Source organism: Rhodoferax sp. (assembly GCF_028689305.1).
In the GTDB taxonomy this organism is placed as follows: domain Bacteria; phylum Pseudomonadota; class Gammaproteobacteria; order Burkholderiales; family Burkholderiaceae_C; genus Rhodoferax.
Genome location: NZ_JAQTWM010000013.1, coordinates 1 through 16,215, shown reverse-complemented (window position 1 = coordinate 16,215; position 16,215 = coordinate 1). Strand labels below are relative to the sequence as shown.

The 16,215-nt window shown below is 62.5% G+C and carries 18 protein-coding genes; 8 read left to right on the top strand and 10 right to left on the bottom strand.

Going from position 1 to position 16,215, the window contains the following annotated elements; translation table 11 throughout:
• Positions 1–17: 17 nt before the first annotated feature.
• On the top strand, positions 18–938 hold the full coding sequence (locus PHW99_RS04650) for a LysR family transcriptional regulator (protein ID WP_300174277.1): 921 nt from the start codon (positions 18–20) through the stop codon (positions 936–938).
• Here the strand turns inward: PHW99_RS04650 and PHW99_RS04645 are convergent.
• The 4 genes from PHW99_RS04645 to PHW99_RS04630 form a co-directional block, all read right to left on the bottom strand.
• Positions 838–2,262, bottom strand: a complete 1,425-nt coding sequence (locus PHW99_RS04645) for an AarF/ABC1/UbiB kinase family protein (RefSeq protein ID WP_300174275.1) — start codon at positions 2,260–2,262, stop codon at positions 838–840. The two genes, PHW99_RS04650 and PHW99_RS04645, sit on opposite strands and share 101 nt — an antisense overlap.
• Positions 2,237–2,776, bottom strand: a complete 540-nt coding sequence (locus PHW99_RS04640; RefSeq protein ID WP_300174273.1) for a DUF2867 domain-containing protein — start codon at positions 2,774–2,776, stop codon at positions 2,237–2,239. Before PHW99_RS04640 ends, PHW99_RS04645 begins: the two co-directional genes overlap by 26 nt.
• Positions 2,773–3,528: a TetR/AcrR family transcriptional regulator gene (locus PHW99_RS04635; RefSeq protein ID WP_300174271.1), complete on the bottom strand. Its 756-nt coding sequence runs from the start codon at positions 3,526–3,528 to the stop codon at positions 2,773–2,775. The genes PHW99_RS04640 and PHW99_RS04635 overlap by 4 nt, the downstream gene beginning before the upstream one ends.
• A 239-nt stretch (positions 3,529–3,767) precedes the next feature.
• Complete coding sequence (locus PHW99_RS04630) at positions 3,768–4,625, bottom strand: LysR family transcriptional regulator (RefSeq protein WP_300174269.1); 858 nt, start codon at positions 4,623–4,625, stop codon at positions 3,768–3,770.
• A 73-nt stretch (positions 4,626–4,698) separates the two neighbouring features.
• Here PHW99_RS04630 and PHW99_RS04625 point away from each other — a divergent pair, with 73 nt between their 5' ends.
• The gene (locus tag PHW99_RS04625; RefSeq protein WP_300174267.1) at positions 4,699–5,646 is read left to right on the top strand and encodes a DMT family transporter; all 948 of its coding nucleotides are present in this window, start codon (positions 4,699–4,701) and stop codon (positions 5,644–5,646) included.
• Entirely contained in the window at positions 5,607–5,828 is a 222-nt protein-coding gene (locus PHW99_RS04620; RefSeq protein WP_300174265.1) for a 4-oxalocrotonate tautomerase family protein, read from the top strand. Before PHW99_RS04625 ends, PHW99_RS04620 begins: the two co-directional genes overlap by 40 nt.
• On the opposite strand, the gene PHW99_RS04615 is transcribed toward PHW99_RS04620, so the two are convergent.
• Positions 5,819–7,585 carry an alpha/beta fold hydrolase gene (locus PHW99_RS04615; RefSeq protein ID WP_300174263.1) on the bottom strand — a complete coding sequence of 589 codons (1,767 nt, stop codon included), beginning with the start codon at positions 7,583–7,585 and terminating at the stop codon, positions 5,819–5,821. The genes PHW99_RS04620 and PHW99_RS04615 overlap by 10 nt on opposite strands.
• A 93-nt stretch (positions 7,586–7,678) precedes the next feature.
• On the opposite strand from PHW99_RS04615, the gene PHW99_RS04610 reads away from it, so the two are divergent.
• Positions 7,679–9,061 carry an AMP-binding protein gene (locus PHW99_RS04610; protein ID WP_300174261.1) on the top strand — a complete coding sequence of 461 codons (1,383 nt, stop codon included), beginning with the start codon at positions 7,679–7,681 and terminating at the stop codon, positions 9,059–9,061.
• Between the two features lie 6 nt (positions 9,062–9,067).
• On the opposite strand, the gene PHW99_RS04605 is transcribed toward PHW99_RS04610, so the two are convergent.
• The gene (locus tag PHW99_RS04605) at positions 9,068–9,316 is read right to left on the bottom strand and encodes a hypothetical protein (RefSeq protein WP_300174259.1); all 249 of its coding nucleotides are present in this window, start codon (positions 9,314–9,316) and stop codon (positions 9,068–9,070) included.
• Positions 9,317–9,653: 337 nt separating this feature from the next.
• On the opposite strand from PHW99_RS04605, the gene PHW99_RS04600 reads away from it, so the two are divergent.
• Complete coding sequence (locus PHW99_RS04600) at positions 9,654–10,574, top strand: M14 family metallocarboxypeptidase (protein ID WP_300174257.1); 921 nt, start codon at positions 9,654–9,656, stop codon at positions 10,572–10,574.
• A gap of 70 nt (positions 10,575–10,644) precedes the next feature.
• On the opposite strand, the gene PHW99_RS04595 is transcribed toward PHW99_RS04600, so the two are convergent.
• From PHW99_RS04595 to PHW99_RS04580, 4 genes are all read right to left on the bottom strand, one after another.
• Positions 10,645–10,971 (bottom strand): hypothetical protein, encoded by a 327-nt coding sequence (locus tag PHW99_RS04595; RefSeq protein WP_300174254.1) that lies wholly within the window; start codon positions 10,969–10,971, stop codon positions 10,645–10,647.
• 23 nt (positions 10,972–10,994) lie between these two features.
• Positions 10,995–11,636 carry a uridine kinase gene (gene udk / locus PHW99_RS04590; protein ID WP_300174253.1) on the bottom strand — a complete coding sequence of 214 codons (642 nt, stop codon included), beginning with the start codon at positions 11,634–11,636 and terminating at the stop codon, positions 10,995–10,997.
• Between the two features lie 161 nt (positions 11,637–11,797).
• The gene (locus tag PHW99_RS04585) at positions 11,798–12,589 is read right to left on the bottom strand and encodes a restriction endonuclease (protein ID WP_300174251.1); all 792 of its coding nucleotides are present in this window, start codon (positions 12,587–12,589) and stop codon (positions 11,798–11,800) included.
• Positions 12,590–12,851: 262 nt separating this feature from the next.
• On the bottom strand, positions 12,852–13,250 hold the full coding sequence (locus PHW99_RS04580) for a DUF924 family protein (RefSeq protein WP_300174249.1): 399 nt from the start codon (positions 13,248–13,250) through the stop codon (positions 12,852–12,854).
• 149 nt (positions 13,251–13,399) lie between these two features.
• Here PHW99_RS04580 and PHW99_RS04575 point away from each other — a divergent pair, with 149 nt between their 5' ends.
• The 3 genes from PHW99_RS04575 to PHW99_RS18815 all read left to right on the top strand — a co-directional run.
• The gene (locus PHW99_RS04575; protein WP_300174247.1) at positions 13,400–14,200 is read left to right on the top strand and encodes a hypothetical protein; all 801 of its coding nucleotides are present in this window, start codon (positions 13,400–13,402) and stop codon (positions 14,198–14,200) included.
• 185 nt (positions 14,201–14,385) lie between these two features.
• Positions 14,386–15,726, top strand: a complete 1,341-nt coding sequence (locus PHW99_RS04570) for an IS4 family transposase (protein WP_300174245.1) — start codon at positions 14,386–14,388, stop codon at positions 15,724–15,726.
• A 337-nt stretch (positions 15,727–16,063) separates the two neighbouring features.
• Positions 16,064–16,215, top strand: a 152-nt coding sequence (locus PHW99_RS18815; RefSeq protein ID WP_366913030.1) for a CoA-binding protein, incomplete at its 3' end; no start/stop codon positions are given.

Sequence of the window (16,215 nt, the reverse complement as noted above, 5' to 3'; positions counted from 1 at the left end):
TAGAGAAAATATCACCAATGAGTGAACGTTTACAAGGCATTGCCACCTTTGTGGCGACCGTCGAGGCTGGGAGCTTTTCTGCTGCTGGCGAGCGCCTGCAACTGAGTCGCTCAGCGGTGGGCAAGGCCATTGCCAGGTTGGAAACACGGCTGGGTGTGCGGCTGTTCCACCGCACCACCCGCAGCCAGCGCCTGACCGAAGATGGCCAGATGTATTACGAACGCTGCCGGCGTGCACTGGTCGAACTGGACGAAGCCAGCGTCGCGCTGGAGGCGGGCCGCAGCGAGCCGGTGGGGCATTTGCGCCTGTCGATGCCGGAGCTGCTGGGCCGCCGCTGCGTGGCACCATTGCTGCTGGAATTGGGGCGTGAGCATGCGGGACTGTCGGTCGAAGTGGCGTTCACCGACCGTCGTATCGACTTGCTGGAAGAGCGTATTGATCTGGCCTTGCGCATCGGCCCGTTGGCCGACAGTGGCCTGCTGGCGGCGCGGCCCCTGGGACGGCAATGGATGGGGGTCTACGCGACAGCCGCTTATCTGGCCGCCCATCCGCATCCGCACAACCTGGACGAACTGCAGACCCAGCGTGACCAACACAACTACATCGTCTACGCACGTGATGGCGGCTTCAAGCCCTGGTTGTTTACCGATGAGGCTGGGCGAACCACGAGCTTCGAGGTCACCAGCCGTTTTGCCTGCGACAGCCTGGAGGTGGTGGCCGAAGCCGGCGTGGCCGGACTGGGGCTGGTGCGCCTACCCACCTGGCTGGCCGCCCCGGCGCTGCGCAGCGGCGCGCTGGTACGGGTATTTGACGAGCCGTACCCCTACGGTTATGAGATCAACGCCATCTGGCCACAAGCCCGGGTGATGCCCCAGCGCCTGCGGGTGGTGATTGACCGCCTGGTGCAGCGCTTGCCGGCGCTGCTGGCGTCGTGTTGACTGGATTTGTGCCTGGCTCCTGAAAAATCCAGGCATTGCCGGTGCGCACCCGTGCCCCCATGCTGCGCAGCATCTGAACCAGCCCCAGGTGCGCCCGGTCAAAGTAGGGCAGGTCGGGTGGCACGGCTTGCAGGTGTTGCATCACTTGGCGATGCTCTGCACCCGGGCGCGGCGGCAGCGGCAGTTGGCCAAAGTCATACACCGCGCTGCGAAACGGCAGGCACTGCCAGTCTTGCATGGCTTGCAGCGCGGGCAGCAGCTCGGTAAGAAACACGGCCTCGCTCATGGCCGGGTCGATCAGGCCGAGCTGGCTGTACGCGGCTTGCAGCGCGGCGGTGTCTTTGGGGCGGCGCAGCACGGCGCACCAGGCGCGGGTCAGGCCCTGGCAAAACGCCGGCTCAAGCGTGCGGGTGCAACCAAAGTCAAGCAGACCGAGCCGGCCACCGGGCATGAACAAAAAATTGCCGGGGTGTGGGTCGGTTTGCAGGTGTTGCAGACAGAAGCAGCTGTGTAGAAACAAGTCAAACAGCAGTTGACCGTAGTGGTCACGCTCGGCTTGGCTGGGGTGGGTGGCCAGCCAGGCCTCCAGGTGCAAACCGCCCAGCTTGTGCATGGTGAGCACCCGCGCCGTGCTGTGGCTGGGCACCGGCTGCGGCACCACCAGCCAGGGGCTGGGCAGGTGTTGGGCAAACCATTGCAGTTGCCTGGCTTCTTGCACATAGTCCAGCTCCTGCGCCAGGGTGGTGCTGATGTCGGCCAGGGTGCGTTCCAGCACCTGCGGGCTGGGCATGGCGGTGGTGTGCTGGCCCAGGCTGCTGAGCAATAAGCGCAGCAACTGCAGGTCGCTTTGCAGGGTGGCCGCCATGCCGGGGTATTGCAGCTTGACGGCCACGTCTTCCCCCGTGTGCAGCGTGGCGGCGTGCACCTGGCCCAGGCTGGCGGCGGCAAAGGCCTGGGGCTCGAACTGGGCAAACAAGTCGTCCGGCCCCTGGCCAAACTCCTGGCGCAGCAGCTTGAGCACCAGTGCCCGGTTCAGCGGCGTGGCCTGGTAGTGGGCACGGGCCAGTTGCTGGCGCATGGCTTCGGGCAGCAGCCCGATGTCCATGCTCAGCAGCTGTGAGGCTTTCAGCGCCACACCTTTGAGCTGGTTGAGCGCCTGAAAGGCAATGCGGCCCAGCGCCTCATCGTGCGCTTCGGTGTTGGTCGGGGTGGCTTGCACCCGTTGCCGGGCTGAATGTGCCAGCTGCGCCACACCGGCACGCGCCACCGCTACGCCGACCACGGCGCTGCGGGCCAGCTTACCGGTGCGTGGTGCTTGGGGCATGCAACACCTGCTTGAGCATGATCGGCACAATGCGCTGGTGCACCGGCCCAACCACCGCCATGTAGAGACGGCCCAGCCGGTTGTGGTTGTGCACCACGGTGCTGACCGAGACCATGGGCCGGTCCTGCACCTTGTGTTTGTAGACCGACAGCTGCACACGCAGGTGCTTGTCGTCGTCGCAGACGATCACCTCGTCTTCGGCCATGTGGATCAGGCTGAAAATGCCCACCCGTTCACCGACCCGATAGCTGCTGGCGGGTTTGGCGCTGAGGGAGGCTTGGTCTGCGTCCAGGTGTTTCAGCCCCGCCAGCCGCACCACCCGGTTGCGCACGGCCATCAAAAAATCCATCCAGCGCGGGGTGCGGCCCATGACGGCCAGGTAGGTGGCCATGGCGCTGGCGTCGGGGCAGGGGTCGGCAAAACAATAACAGTCGGCAAAGTCAGCGCCTGGGGTCTGGCTGGCAATGTGGCTGTGCTCGGGCAGGGCTTGCCGGGCGATGTTGGTGGTGTTCATGCTGGGGCCTTTGGCGTGGCATTGGCGGCGTTTTGCAGACCCTGGCGCGCCAGTTGCATCAGGCTGGTCAGGCCGTTGCCGTCTTGCAGCAGACGGGTGAGCTGGCTGCGCAGCACAAAACCACCCAGCGCCAGCAGCTTGTCGATCAGACCGCTGCGCAGCGCCAGCACCAGCACCCCCAGGCCCATGTCGACCAGCTGCGTGGTGTGGGCAAATTGGTCGGAACTGTCGCGCAGCCAGTGGCTGATGACGGCGTAGACCGAGTCGGCCAGCAAACCCGCCAGGCTGCCCTTGAAGCCGCAAGGAGGGATCTCGCCAGAAGCTTCTGCGGCGTCCAACATCTCGGCATAAGCGGTTTGCAGCGCGGCTTTGCCGGGCAGGGCCTCACTGAGCAGCGACAGCGGCAAACGCCCGACCAGCTGATAAACCAGGGCGACAAATTCACGGTCGGCCAGCAACTCATCCAGAACGCAGTCCATCAGCAACTGCATACGTTCTTGCAGGCCAAAACCCGCCAGCCCCTTGGTTTTGGCCATGCGGGTGAGGGCATCACCAATGGCTTGCTCAAAGTAGGCCAGCACCAGTTTTTCTTTGGTGGGAAAGTATTTGTAGATGGTGGCATCACCCAGCCCGGCGGTGCGGGCGATCTGTTTCATGGTGGTGCCGTCAAACCCCTGCTGGGTCATCAGGTCAACCGCAGTGCGGATCAGCAGGCGCTGGTTTTGGGCTTGTTGGGTTTTGGTGGTGCGCATAAACGAACTTTACTATCTTTTAAATTTAATTTCAATCATTTTAAAAGATAGTAAATATTCTTTATGAAACCCAACAGTCATCCAACGACCATGGTGCCGCGCGATCTGGTTGGCGCCGTCTGACCGGGCAGATGGGGGGATTTCATCAGAAAATCAGGCCTCAGCCCGGATCAAATCAGCAGATGTTGCTATATTAAATATAGCGAATGCGAACGAGTGATGGCTGGCGGCCGATGGGTTCAGGGCGCCTGCAGGATTTGCGCCAGCGCCACCACATTGCTCGATGGTGCACCCTTGCGCCACACCAGCTGCGTGTGGGTGCGCCCCAAGGCGGCGGGCAAGGCGTGAACGCTGAGGCGTTCACGCTGCGGAAAGATCTCCAGCAGACCGCGTGGCAGCAGCGCCACACCCATGCCGGCCACGGCACAGCCCAGGATGGCATGGTAAGAAGACAGCTCGACAATTCTCTGCGGGTTGACCCCGCCGGCTGCGAACCACGCCTCCAGCCGGCGCCGGTATGTGCAGCCGCTGCCAAAGGCCAGCATGGTGGACTGCCGTACGTCCTTGGGCGACCGGATGGCGGGTTGGCCGGCTTCGGCCACCAGCACCAGTTCCTCGGTAAACACCTGGAGCGACGCCAGCCGCTCGTCGGTGGCGGGGTCGGCCACCAACGCCGCGTCCAGCTCACCAGCGAGCACCTGCGCCACCAGTGGCCGCGTTGGGCCGGTGCTGAGTTCCAGCGTCACCTGTGGGTAGAGCCGGTGGAATTCGGCCAGCGGACCGGGCAGCCGGGTGGCCGCCGTGCTTTCCATGGTGCCAACCCGCAGCGCCCCGCGCGGCGCGGGGTCCTGCATGGCGTCGCGGGCTTCCTGTGCCAGGCTGAGGATGCGCTCGGCGTAGCCCAGCAACAACTGACCGGCCGGCGTGATCGACAGGCGCTTGTTGTGGCGCAGAAAAAGCGGGGTGCCGAGATCAGCCTCCAGCAGGCGCAGCCGGGTGGTCACGTTCGAGGGCACACGGTGCAGCTGCTCGGCGGCCCGTGTGATGCCGCCGGCCAGGGCCACGGCACGAAACACCTTCAGGTCAGAAAAATTCATGTTCTCTAAAACAAAACAACATGTTCATGATTATTCAGTTTACAAGAATGAAAAGCAACTCTACAGTTGACGCATGAGTTCTGCCACACACCACCACGCGCACCATCCACCCCTGAAGGGCTACCTTTATGCGGCGCTGGTGGTGGCGATCTGGACCGGCTTCATCCTGGTCTCGCGGGTCGGTGGCGTCAGCCAGCTGACATCATGGGACGTCATTGCCATCCGCTACCTGACGGCTGCCGGTGTGTTGTTGCCGTTCTGGTGGTTCCGACGCCGGGTGGTTTTGATGGATCGGCGGCTGTGGTTGCTGGCTGCCATGGGCGGGCTGGCTTATGCGGTGCTGGCCTTTGCCAGTTTCAAGCTGGCGCCGGCCGCCCATGCCGCTGTGCTGCTGCCGGGCTTGCAGCCTTTTGCCGTCGCCCTGGTGGCGTGGTGGCTGCTGGGCGAGGTGCCTCATGCCACACGCCAGCGCGGCCTGGCCATCATTGCCGGTGGGGTGGCCTGTCTGGCGGTGGATGTTTTCCTGGGCAACCGCGCCGTGTTTCAGGGTGACTTGCTGATGGTGGGCGCTGCCGCCTGCTGGGCCTGTTACTCGGTGCTGTTGCGGCGCTGGGCGGTGTCGCCCTGGGACGCCACGCTGGGGGTGACGCTGCTGACCGCCCTGGTGTATCTGCCGATTTACCTGCTGGCGCTGCCCAAACAACTGGCGCTGGCCCCGTGGGGGGATATTGCCCTGCAGTCGGTCTACCAGGGCCTGGTGGTCACCATCCTCCAGATGCTGCTGTATGTGCGTACCGTGGCACTCATCGGCCCGACACGTCTGGGCATGTTGATGGCCTTGGTGCCGGCGCTGGCCGGCATCGCCGCCGTGCCGCTGCTGGGGGAAGCACTGTCCCTTTGGGTGCTGGCTGGTCTGGGGCTGGTTTGCCTCGGGGCGTGGCTGGGCAACCGCAAACCTGTTGTCAAACCAGGAAATCCGTCATGCCTTACGTCAATATCAAAATCACCCGCGAAGCTGTAACGCCGCAGCAGAAGGCGGCCCTCATCGCGGGTGCGACCCGCTTGCTGGTTGACGTCCTGGGCAAGAACCCGCAGACCACGGTGGTGGTGATTGATGAGGTGGACACCGACAACTGGGGCATCGGTGGCGAGACGGTCACAGAGCGGCGCCGTTTGGGCAGCCCGGTGCCCGCTCAGTCCTGATAACGTTGCAGCACGTAGGTGCCGGGGGCGTCGCACAACACGGCTTTGGCCGGAATGGGCCGCGCCGCGACCTTGCGGCCTGAGTGGGCTGCCAGCCATTGTTGCCAGGCCGGCCACCATGAACCTTCAAACCGGGGGGCCTGCTGCGCCCATTCCTGATGCCCGACCCAGGCGCTGTGGGCGGCACGGGTCTGCATCTGGTAGCTGCGATTCTTGTGGCCGGGCTCGGAGATGATGCCGGCGTTGTGGCCGCCGCTGGTCAGCACAAAAGTGATCTCGGCGTCACACAGGTGGTGCAGCTTGTAGACCGACTGCCAGGGCGAGACGTGGTCACGCTGGGTGCCAACCATGAACACCGGCATGCGGATGTCGGACAGGGACACGCCGCGGCCCCTGACCTGGTAGGCGCTGCTGGCCAGGGCGTTGTTGAGGTAGAGCGAGGTCAGGTACTCGCGGTGCATGCGGGCCGGCAGGCGGGTGGTGTCGGCGTTCCAGGCCATCAGGTCGTTGGGATGCTCGCGTTCGCCCATCAGGTACTCGTTCATGCGCCGGGTCCAGACCAGGTCGCGGGAGTGCAGAAACTGGAACGAACCTGCCATCTGTTTGCCGGTGAGGTAACCCTTGGCGCGGGTCACGTCTTCCAGGAAGGCCAGCTGACTCTCATCGATGAACAGACCCAGCTCGCCTGGCTGGGAGAAATCGGTCTGCGCGGCCAGCAGGGACAGGGTGGCGATCTCGGGCATCCTGGCGTAGTCCGACATGCCGCCGCGCCGGCCCAGTGTGGCGGCTATGGCCATCAGCGTGCCGCCCAGGCAGTAGCCCATGGCATGGACACCATGCTGCATGCCGCTGAGTTCCCCCACGGTGTGCAGCGCGTCAATGATGCCCAGGCGCAGGTAATCGTCCATGGTCAGGTCATGGTCCGAGGCGTCGGGGTTGCGCCACGACAGCATGTACACCGTGTGGCCCTGTTCAACCAGGTAACGCACCAGCGAGTTGTGGGGCGACAGGTCCAGGATGTAGTACTTCATGATCCAGGACGGCACGATCAGCACCGGCTCGGGGTGAACCTTGTCGGTCTGCGCTTCATAACGGAGCAATTCGATCAGGTGGTTGCGAAACACCACCTTACCCGGCGTGATGGCCACGTCGCGGCCCACCAGATACTGCTGCGCCGGTGCGTCGGCCTCGGGGGCGGGCACGCCCGAGACATCACTGAACCAGTTTTGCAGGCCTTTAAGCAGGTGCGCGCCGTTGGACTCGGCCACGTCCTGCAGCACCACCGGGTTGGTGGGCAGCCAGTTGGCGGGCGCCAGCATGCCCAGCCACTGCTTGGCAAAGAACTGGGTCATGTGGGCATGGTGGGCGGTCATGCCGGGTACCGTGGCGGCTTCGCGCCAGAAGGTTTCGGTATTGCGAAAACCGGTGCGGATCTGGCTGAAGGGCCAGTTGGCCCAGGCTTCGTGGCGAAAACGCGGGTCGTCATCAGGATGGCTGGCATCGTCTGGCGAGGCATCGTGTTGCAGCGTGTCCTGACCCAGGCGCCAGGCCAAGGCGGTCAACTCAAGCTGGCGCCCGGGCGACACCCCCAGGTGCCAGGCCCAGTCGACAGTGGCCAGGGCCAGGGCGACGGGGGACAGTCCGCCTGAGACGGGGGCGATGGCCGCGTGCACCAGCCGGTCCAGATGCTGGGTGGGCGTTTCGCTGGCAAGCGCAGGGGTGTTGACTGCGATGGCTTTGTCATTTGTGGTGGACATGGCGCGTCCTTGTGGAGTAAAACTGATGGCATCTATCCTATCGGTTGTGCCCATTTCTATATTGACCAATGTCATGTTTTTTGGCGCCTTATGATGCCTGTGTTTGACCCGCTGCGTTTAGGTACCACATCGCTGGACGTTCTGGTCAGCGCACGCACCACGGCGCTGGCGTTGGCGGTGCGTCAGCGTGAGCGGCTGGAGGCGCTGCTGCTGACGGCGCGGCGTGACTCCCGCTTTTACCGCGAGCACTTGCGCGCTATCCTGCCCGGCGTCACGCCGCTGGGCTTGTTGCCGCCAGTGACCCGGCATCAGCTGATGGCCCGGTTTGATGACTGGGTGACAGACCCGCGGCTCACCCTGGCCGGCTTGCAGGCCTTCACCGCCGATGCGCAGCGCGTCGGTGAGCCTTATCTGGGCCAATACCTGGTGTGGGAGAGCTCAGGCAGCAGCCACCAGCCGGGCATTTTTGTGCAGGACGCGCGGGCCATGGCCGTGTATGACGCGCTGGAGATGTTGCGGCGCCATTCACCCCGCCCCACGCAGCGCTGGCTGGACCCCATGATGCTGACCGAGCGCATCGCTTTTGTCGGCGTGACCAACGGGCATTTCGCCAGCTTTGTGACCATGCAGCGACTGCAGCGGCTCAACCCGTGGCTGCCGTTGCCGGTGCGCTGTTTTTCGATCATGCAGTCCACCCGGGCATTGGTGGACGGGCTCAATGCTTTCCGGCCCACCGTGATCGCCACCTATCCCACCGTTGCCGCCATGCTGAGCGACGAGGCCAACCACGGTGCGCTGCAGTTTGCGCCGCAGGAGGTCTGGACCGGTGGCGAGACCCTGAGCGCGACCGTGCGCCGTTGTGTCACACGGGCACTGGGCTGTACCGTGCGCAACAGTTATGGTGCGTCGGAGTTCTTGTCCATCGCCTGGGAGTGTGGTCATGGGCAGCTGCATGTCAACGCCGACTGGGTGATCCTGGAGTCGGTGGACGAGCGCGGGCGACCCGTGCCGCCCGGGGTGCTGTCCTACTCCACGCTGCTGACCAACCTGGCCAACCATGTGCAGCCGCTGATCCGTTACGACCTGGGCGACCAGATCACGCTGCACCGCGAACCCTGCACCTGTGGCTGCACCCTGCCGGTGCTGGAGGTGCGCGGCCGCCGTGACGACCCGCTGCGCATGGCGGGCCAGAGCGGCCGCCTGGTGACGCTGCTGCCGCTGGCACTGACCACGGTGCTGGAAGAGGCCGGGGTGTGTGACTTCCAGTTGCGCCAGCAGGACGCCCAGACACTGTTGCTGCGGCTGCCGCTCCAGGGACCGGAGGGGGCCGCCGCCGTGAAACGCTGCCGCGCTGCGCTGAAACAGCTGGCCACCGCGCAGGAACTCCAACCCATCAAGCTGCTGGCGGAGCTGGGGCAAACCATGCCGCGCGGGCGCAGCGGCAAGGCGCACCGGATCGTGGCGCTGGCCGGGTGACTTGGTCTAGTGGGTGACAAACTCGTAGGTCACTTCTTCACTGTCAACCATGTCCAGCAGGTCGTTAAGCACGTCATCGTCTTCGGTGCTGGACCAGGTTTCTTCGGGGTTGCTGGCAAACAGCGGTTCGATGGCAATGTCCAGATACTGGCCATTGGGCAGCTTGAGCACATGGCCACCTTCCGAGGTGCGGGCCAGCTCCCAGTCGTCAGGGACGGACATTTCCAGCTGGATGGTGACGTTGAGCTTTTTCATGAGGTTTCCTTGTTGGATGGCAGGTGCTGATTGTCACGCCACCTTGACGGCGTTGCCAAATGCCACGCGGCCACGCACCATTTCGGCGTTACCAGGATGGTGTCATCACTTTCGGTGATGACGATGGCGTTCCAGCTTGCTTTCATGGGGCTGCGCTTCTCAACGGTTCGCAGGTGGGGGGAAGATACCTGCGGAGTTTTGTGAGAAAAATTGACCTCCAGCCCGGATATAACCTGCTTGAATAGCTATTGAATTTATAGCAAAAAAATTTGTACGATCCAGTCTGCACAAGGTGGCCAGACCGGCCTCCAACCCTGACCAACCGCACCCACAGGCCATGAACCATCCTGATTTCTACCCCATCGGCACACCGGGCCAACCCTGGGGGCCAGCCGAACTGGTCCAGTGGCGGGCACGCCAACGGCGCCAGCGCAGTTATGCTGATGAGGTGCTCAGCCGCATCGAGCGCCTGCGTGAGCGTTTTGACGTGGCCACCTATGGCGAGCTGGTCTATGCCGACGAGTGTTTTTCGTTGCTGGCCATCCGCAGCCGCCGCTGGCGGAACGACCTGCCCACCGTGCTGGTCACCGGTGGTGTACATGGCTACGAGACCAGCGGCGTGCACGGTGCGTTGCGCTTTGTGGAGGAACATGCCGCCAAGTATGCGGGCCGGGTCAACCTGCTGGTGGTCCCCTGCGTCAGCCCCTGGGGTTACGAGCGCATCCAGCGCTGGAACTATGACGCGCTCGACCCCAACCGCTCTTTCCGCGCAGACAGCCCGGCGCAGGAGTCGGCGGCCTTGATGCGTCTGGTGGCACCCCTACATGGCCAGTTTGCCGCCCACATCGACCTGCACGAAACCACTGACAGCGACGCCACGGAATTCATGCCCGCCCTGGCCGCACGCGACGGCAAACCCCTGGAGGCCCACAGCATTCCCGACGGCTTCTACCTGGTGGATGACACGGCCAACCCCCAGCCCGCCTTCCAGCAGGCCATCATCCAGGTGGTGCAGCAAGTGACCCACATTGCCCCGGCGGATGAACACGGCGGCATCATCGGCTCGCCACTGGTGGCGCCGGGGGTCATCGAATACGACATGCGGGCGTTGGGCCTGTGCGCGGGCATCACCGGCGCACGCTACACCACCACCACCGAGGTCTACCCCGACAGCCCCCGCGCTACGCCCGAACAATGCATTGCTGCGCAGGTGGCGGCGGTGTGTGCCGGGCTGGCGTTTGTGCTTGAATCTGTGTAATAAATTGGGCCCTAGCCCGGTTGGAATAAGCATATATTGCTACTAATAAAGTAGCAAAATATGCCAATATTCAAGCCTGCCACACCCCAAACCCTGCGGAGCGCAGGTCGATGCCGACGTCGATCTCCTTGTCCACCGCCTCCTGATAGCTCATGGGGTTGAAGGCCTCGTACAGGTCGTGCAGCAGGCGCAGGCCGTAGTGCTGCACAAAGCGGTTGGCCTGGATGCCGGCCTTGTGTTTGTCAAAGCGCAGGTCCGGGTCCAGGCCGGTCAGCCCGACGTAGACGCAGGGCTTGCCAGCGATGTAGTTGGGGTTGTTCTTGCGAAAGCGCGGCTCCAGCAGCACGTCCTTGGACAGTTCAATCACATAGACGTGGTGGTGCTGGCGCCGGGGCATGGTGGGGGAGCGCGCTGTGGGCCTCAGGCCCCTTTGATGTCCCGAATCAGCGACACCACCTTGGTGATGATGATGTCCACCGCGGGTTCGTTGGCGCCATGGGGAAAGATCACATCGGCGTGGCGCTTGGTCGGTTCGATGAACTGCTTGTGCATGGGGCGCACGGTTTCCAGGTATTGCCGGATCACGCTGTCGGTGCTGCGCCCGCGCTCGGAAATATCGCGCTGCAGACGGCGGATGAAGCGCACGTCGGCGGCGGTGTCGACAAAAATCTTCAAGGACATCATCTCGCGCAACTGGGCGTCAAACAGCGCAAACAGGCCTTCCACCACAATCACCGGCGCGGGCTGGACGGTGATGGTCCGGCTGGCGCGGTTGTCCAGCGTGAAGTCGTAGCTGGGCATGTCAATCGGCTCGCCACGGCGCAGCGCCCGCAGCTGCTGCACCATCAAAGGCCAGTCAAAGGCATCCGGGTGGTCGTAATTGGTTTGGCGCCGCTCCTCTGGCGACAAATGGGTCTGGTCGAGGTAGTAGTCATCCTGCATCACCACCGTCGCCATGTCCGGCCCGATGGACGCCAGCACCTCACGCGTGACCGTGGATTTGCCACTGCCGCTGCCCCCGGCGACACCAATCACGAAGGGTTTGTAGTGCGGGGAAGTCATGTCAGTGTTGGCACCCAGTCTGTGAAAGACGCCATCTTACAAGTTGGAACAGCAGGGTTAGACATGGGCTGGAATTTGACGGCACACGTTGGGGCGTGTGTCAAATGGTTCCCTGACCCTTGTGGAATATGGTTGTCAAGATATTCAAAAGATAGCAGTCTTCATTGCGCAGCCATCGCCATAGGCAAGCGTGACTTGCAGTTGGGGTAGTTGCCGCAGCCCCAGAACTGCGCGCGGCCTTTGGCAGGTGTGCGCTCCAGCATCTTGGTGCCGCAGCTGGCGCAGGTCGGGCGCCAGTACTCGCCCTCGTAGGCGACGTCCAGTAGCGCTCGCTGTTGCTCAGGCGTGCGTTTGGCGATCAGTGCCAGCAGGCCATGGCCGTCCAGCGCGTTGATGCCGTTGTCTTTGGCGAACTGCCGTGCGTCCGCGGTGTAGGTGGATGTGGTGGCGTAGGTGCCGCGCCTGAGCTGGTGCGCACTCATCACACCAAAGAACTCGCGCATCTCTTTCACGCCCACGGGCTTTCCCTGCCAGTGCTTGCACTGCACTATGGCGACCGGCCCTTCGGCGTTGCGGCTGTGCAGCCAGATGTCCACACCGCCATCGGCACCGTGGGATTGGGACCTGGTTTCAAACCCGGCCTGTGCAAACAGCTTCTCGCACACCGCTTCGAACCGGCGCCACTCAATGGCGGCAAAGACGGCGGGGCTCCAGCTGGTGGCGGCCTCATGTATCTGTGGTGCCGGCAGATAGGGCTCTCTCCGGACCATGTGGTTGGGCTCCCGAATGTCGCGCAATGCCTCTTGCTCTTTGGGCTCTGATGCACGTGGGCCTTGGTGAGCCAGCTTTTCGCCTTTGGCTTTGGTGATGTGGTGGATGCCCAAGAGCAGCACCCCGGCTGCCAATGCCATCCAGCCAGGCATGCGCAAGCCGGAAGCCACGGCAGCCATCATGGGTGACGCGCCCAAGAAAAGCGGAACAACCAGCATCCCAACGCCCAGAGCACAAAGCCCCAAACCCTTGTCCTGCAGGGTGTTGAGTGCGCGGCTCCGCCGCTTGTCGGACCTTGGACGTGCCATCTGCTTCCCCCGTTATTGCTGCCCACTATGGTTATGGGTTGATCTCAGTGTAACTTTAAGGGAAATTGGACTCTAGCCCGCGTGGAATATGCGCAATAAGCTACTATATATGTAGCAAATGTGCGACATGGCAAGGCTAGAACGAAGACCCGGGCTCGCTCAGGAATGCCAGCTCTTCAGCGGTGGACGTTCGCCCCAAGATGGCGTTGCGGTGGGGGTAGCGGCCAAAGCGGTTGATGATGGCCTGGTGGCGCAGCTCGTAGTCCAGATTGCCTTCCATGCCCGGCTGTGAAAACAGCACTGCGGCTTGTACATGCACCAGCGCGGACTCGCTGTGCATGTAGGGCATGTAGGCAAACACGCGTTGCTCCACCGGCAGGCTGCGGTCCTGTCCGCTGGCCACCAGCTCCTGCGCCAGCACAATGATCTCGGCCAGCTGCCCCTCTGGCGTGGCGGAAAATTCGAACCCGGCCCCTTTTTTTGCCTCAAAGGCGCGCAGGATGCGCCGGCGCAAGATAAATAGCTGCTTGCGCATATTCAACAAGCACCACAAGCACTTTTTATCCAAAGTTTGGGCTGCAATTCCCATCACCCAGACAAGCACGAGAACCTCGTTTTGTTGCAGACTTGTTGTGGGCTTAGGGGTAGAGTCACGGCATCGCAACCTTCATGCAAGGCACAGCCATGAAACCGCAAACCCCCAAAGACTGGTGCAACACCGCCATGGTCATCGCTGTCGCGCTTGGGCTGGCCGCCTGCGGCGGGGGTGATGCCACGGTCTTACGCGGCACGGCAGCCACCGGTGCGCCGCTGGTGGATGCGCAAGTGTCCCTGGTCTGCGCCAGCGGCCCGGTCTTGACGACCCGCACCAACACGGCGGGCGACTGGCAGCTCACCCTCAGCGCCCAACGCGCACCCTGTGCCGCCCAGGTCAACGCCGACCCTCTGGCCAACGGCCTGCGTTATCACGCGTTAAGCGCCAGCACTGACGGCGGCGTGCTCAACATCACACCGCTGACCGATCTGGTGGTAACCCGCCTGATTGGCGCAGAACCCACGGCCTGGTTTGCCACGCTCCCCCCCCAGACGCTGCGCCTGTACCAGGACAGCCAGCGCATCAAAGCCGCACAAACCCAGGTGCTCGATGCGCTGGGCCTGCAAAGCATTGATGCGATCAACTTCATGGGCAGCGCCTTCAAGGCCAAACCAGGGAATCCGGCAGATGACCTGCTGACGGCGCTGCAAGCGGCTTCGCAACAAACGCAGACCACGCATGCCAGCTTGCGCACGGTCTTTGCCAGTGCCAATGGCCAAGTGAGTGCAGACTTCAAGAGCGCTTTGACCAACGCGTTTTTTGCGCCCGCGGGCGGTGGGTCTGAACTGATGACGGCATGCAACATCTGCAGATTTAATTGCCAATTTGATAAAGATAAGTGGGCTTGCCTCGCCACATGCGAATTGTTGGCCTGCGCAGGACAAGAATAAGAAATGCAAGGCTCCCAAAGCAAGCAGAGAATAATAATCGAGCCTGGCCCCAATGGCACTACCTTAAGCCAATAGTTCAACAAAAACAACGACTTAGAGCCCCAAACAAGTTGGGCTGAAAACACCAAATGGGTACCATGCGGGTGTCGAATCCGTCACACGTACCAAAAAGGGAATCAGCCCAAATGGATACTACCAAAGCACACAGCACTGGTGTTGGATCTTTACGGCACCAAGTCCGCCAGTTTCTTGATCGATTTGCCCAAACAGGCACCGATGCCCTGAGCAGCCTGCTTGACACCACACAACTCGAACACCTGATACGCCTGCACTGCGCACACCAGCGTGAACGCACCTACCCACCCATGATCACCGTGGGTTTGTTTCTCGAACAAGTGCTCAGTGCCGACCACAGTTGCCAGGACGCTGTAGCGCGGGGGTTGAGCCACCGTGTGGCGCAAAACCTGTCTACCTCAAGCCTGAACACTGGCCCCTACTGCAAGGCTCGCCAACGCCTGAGCTCCACCCTGCTGCCGGCCTTAGGCAAGACACTCGGACAACATCTATGCCATGCCCAGTCAAAGCCATGGCGCTGGCGTGGGCGAGAGGTCAAACTCATTGACGGCACCACCGTCACCATGCCCGATACCGCGCCCAACCAAGCCAGCTACCCGCAAAGCACCTTGCAGAAAACTGGCCTGGGCTTTCCTGTCATGCGCATCGTGGGCATCCTCTCGCTGGGCTGTGGTGCCGTGCTGGACTGGGCGCAAGGTGCTTGCAGCGGCAAGCTCAGTGGCGAGACGGCGATGCTGCGCCAGCTCGATGCAGCCTTGAGTCCAGGCGACATCGTGCTGATGGATCGCTACTACACGGGCTACTTTACGGTGGCCAGACTATTGGCCCAGGGCATCGACTTTGTCAGCCGCCAGCATCAACTGCGCCATACAGATTTGCGCAAAGGCCTGCGCCTGGGTAAAGGCGATCATGTGGCCGTGTGGAGCCGCCCGGTGCGCCCGAAATGGATGACGGCAGAGGAATACGACAGCACCCCTTTGAGCCTGCAGGTGCGTGAGGCCCGCGTAGGCCAGTGGATTCTGATCAGCAGCCTCAAAGATGCCAAAGCGGTGAATCGTCAGGAACTCAACCAACTCTACTGCTGGCGTTGGCATGTGGAGCTGGACTTTCGCGCCATCAAATCGGTGATGCAGATGGATGTATTGCGCTGCAAGACACCTGAGATGGTGACCAAGGAGGTGGCAGCCCACTTGTTGGCGTACAACCTGGTGCGCTCGGTGATGGCGCAATCAGCTAGCCAGATTGGGGGCTTGCCCAGGCAGCTCAGTTTCAAGGGGGCATTGCAGCAACTGCGTGTTTTTGAGGAACAGTTGCGCCACGGGGCTTACACCCGCGTGCTTTGGTTGTGTGAGGTATTGATCGCCGGTGTGGCAAAGCTGAAGTACCGCATCGCCCGGGTCGGGTGGAGCCCAGGGCGATCAAGCGACGATCAAAGAATCAGTCGTTCTTGACGCAGCCGCGTGGTGTCCTCAAAGCACAATTGCAGGCCCAGCGCGAACGCAAGATCGCTGGCGCTTGGGCTTAAGGTAGTGCCATTGGAGCCTGGCTCGATTTAACGCGATTTAACGATTTAGCTATTCATTCAATAGCTACTAACCGATATTTAGTGCGGGCTACCGGCTTATTTCATGCCAATTCCGGCCAAGCCGCGCAGTGGAGCGACATCAACTACGGCCTGGACACCAGCGCCAGTGCCCCAGCCAACCAACTGGCAGCCTCAAAAGCTGTCAAACTGTTGATGGCTTGATTTGCGCAGAATATGAACCCCCAAGCATTGAGAGGAACCCCATGACAACCCCCAAACCGTCCGAGTTGACAGAGCAGCAAGCCATCAGCCACATTCTGCGCCATTGCCGCACCGTCGCGGTGGTGGGGTTGTCCCCCAAGGCGCACCGCGAGAGTTACCGGGTCAGCCAGTACCTGCAGGCGCAGGGCTGGCG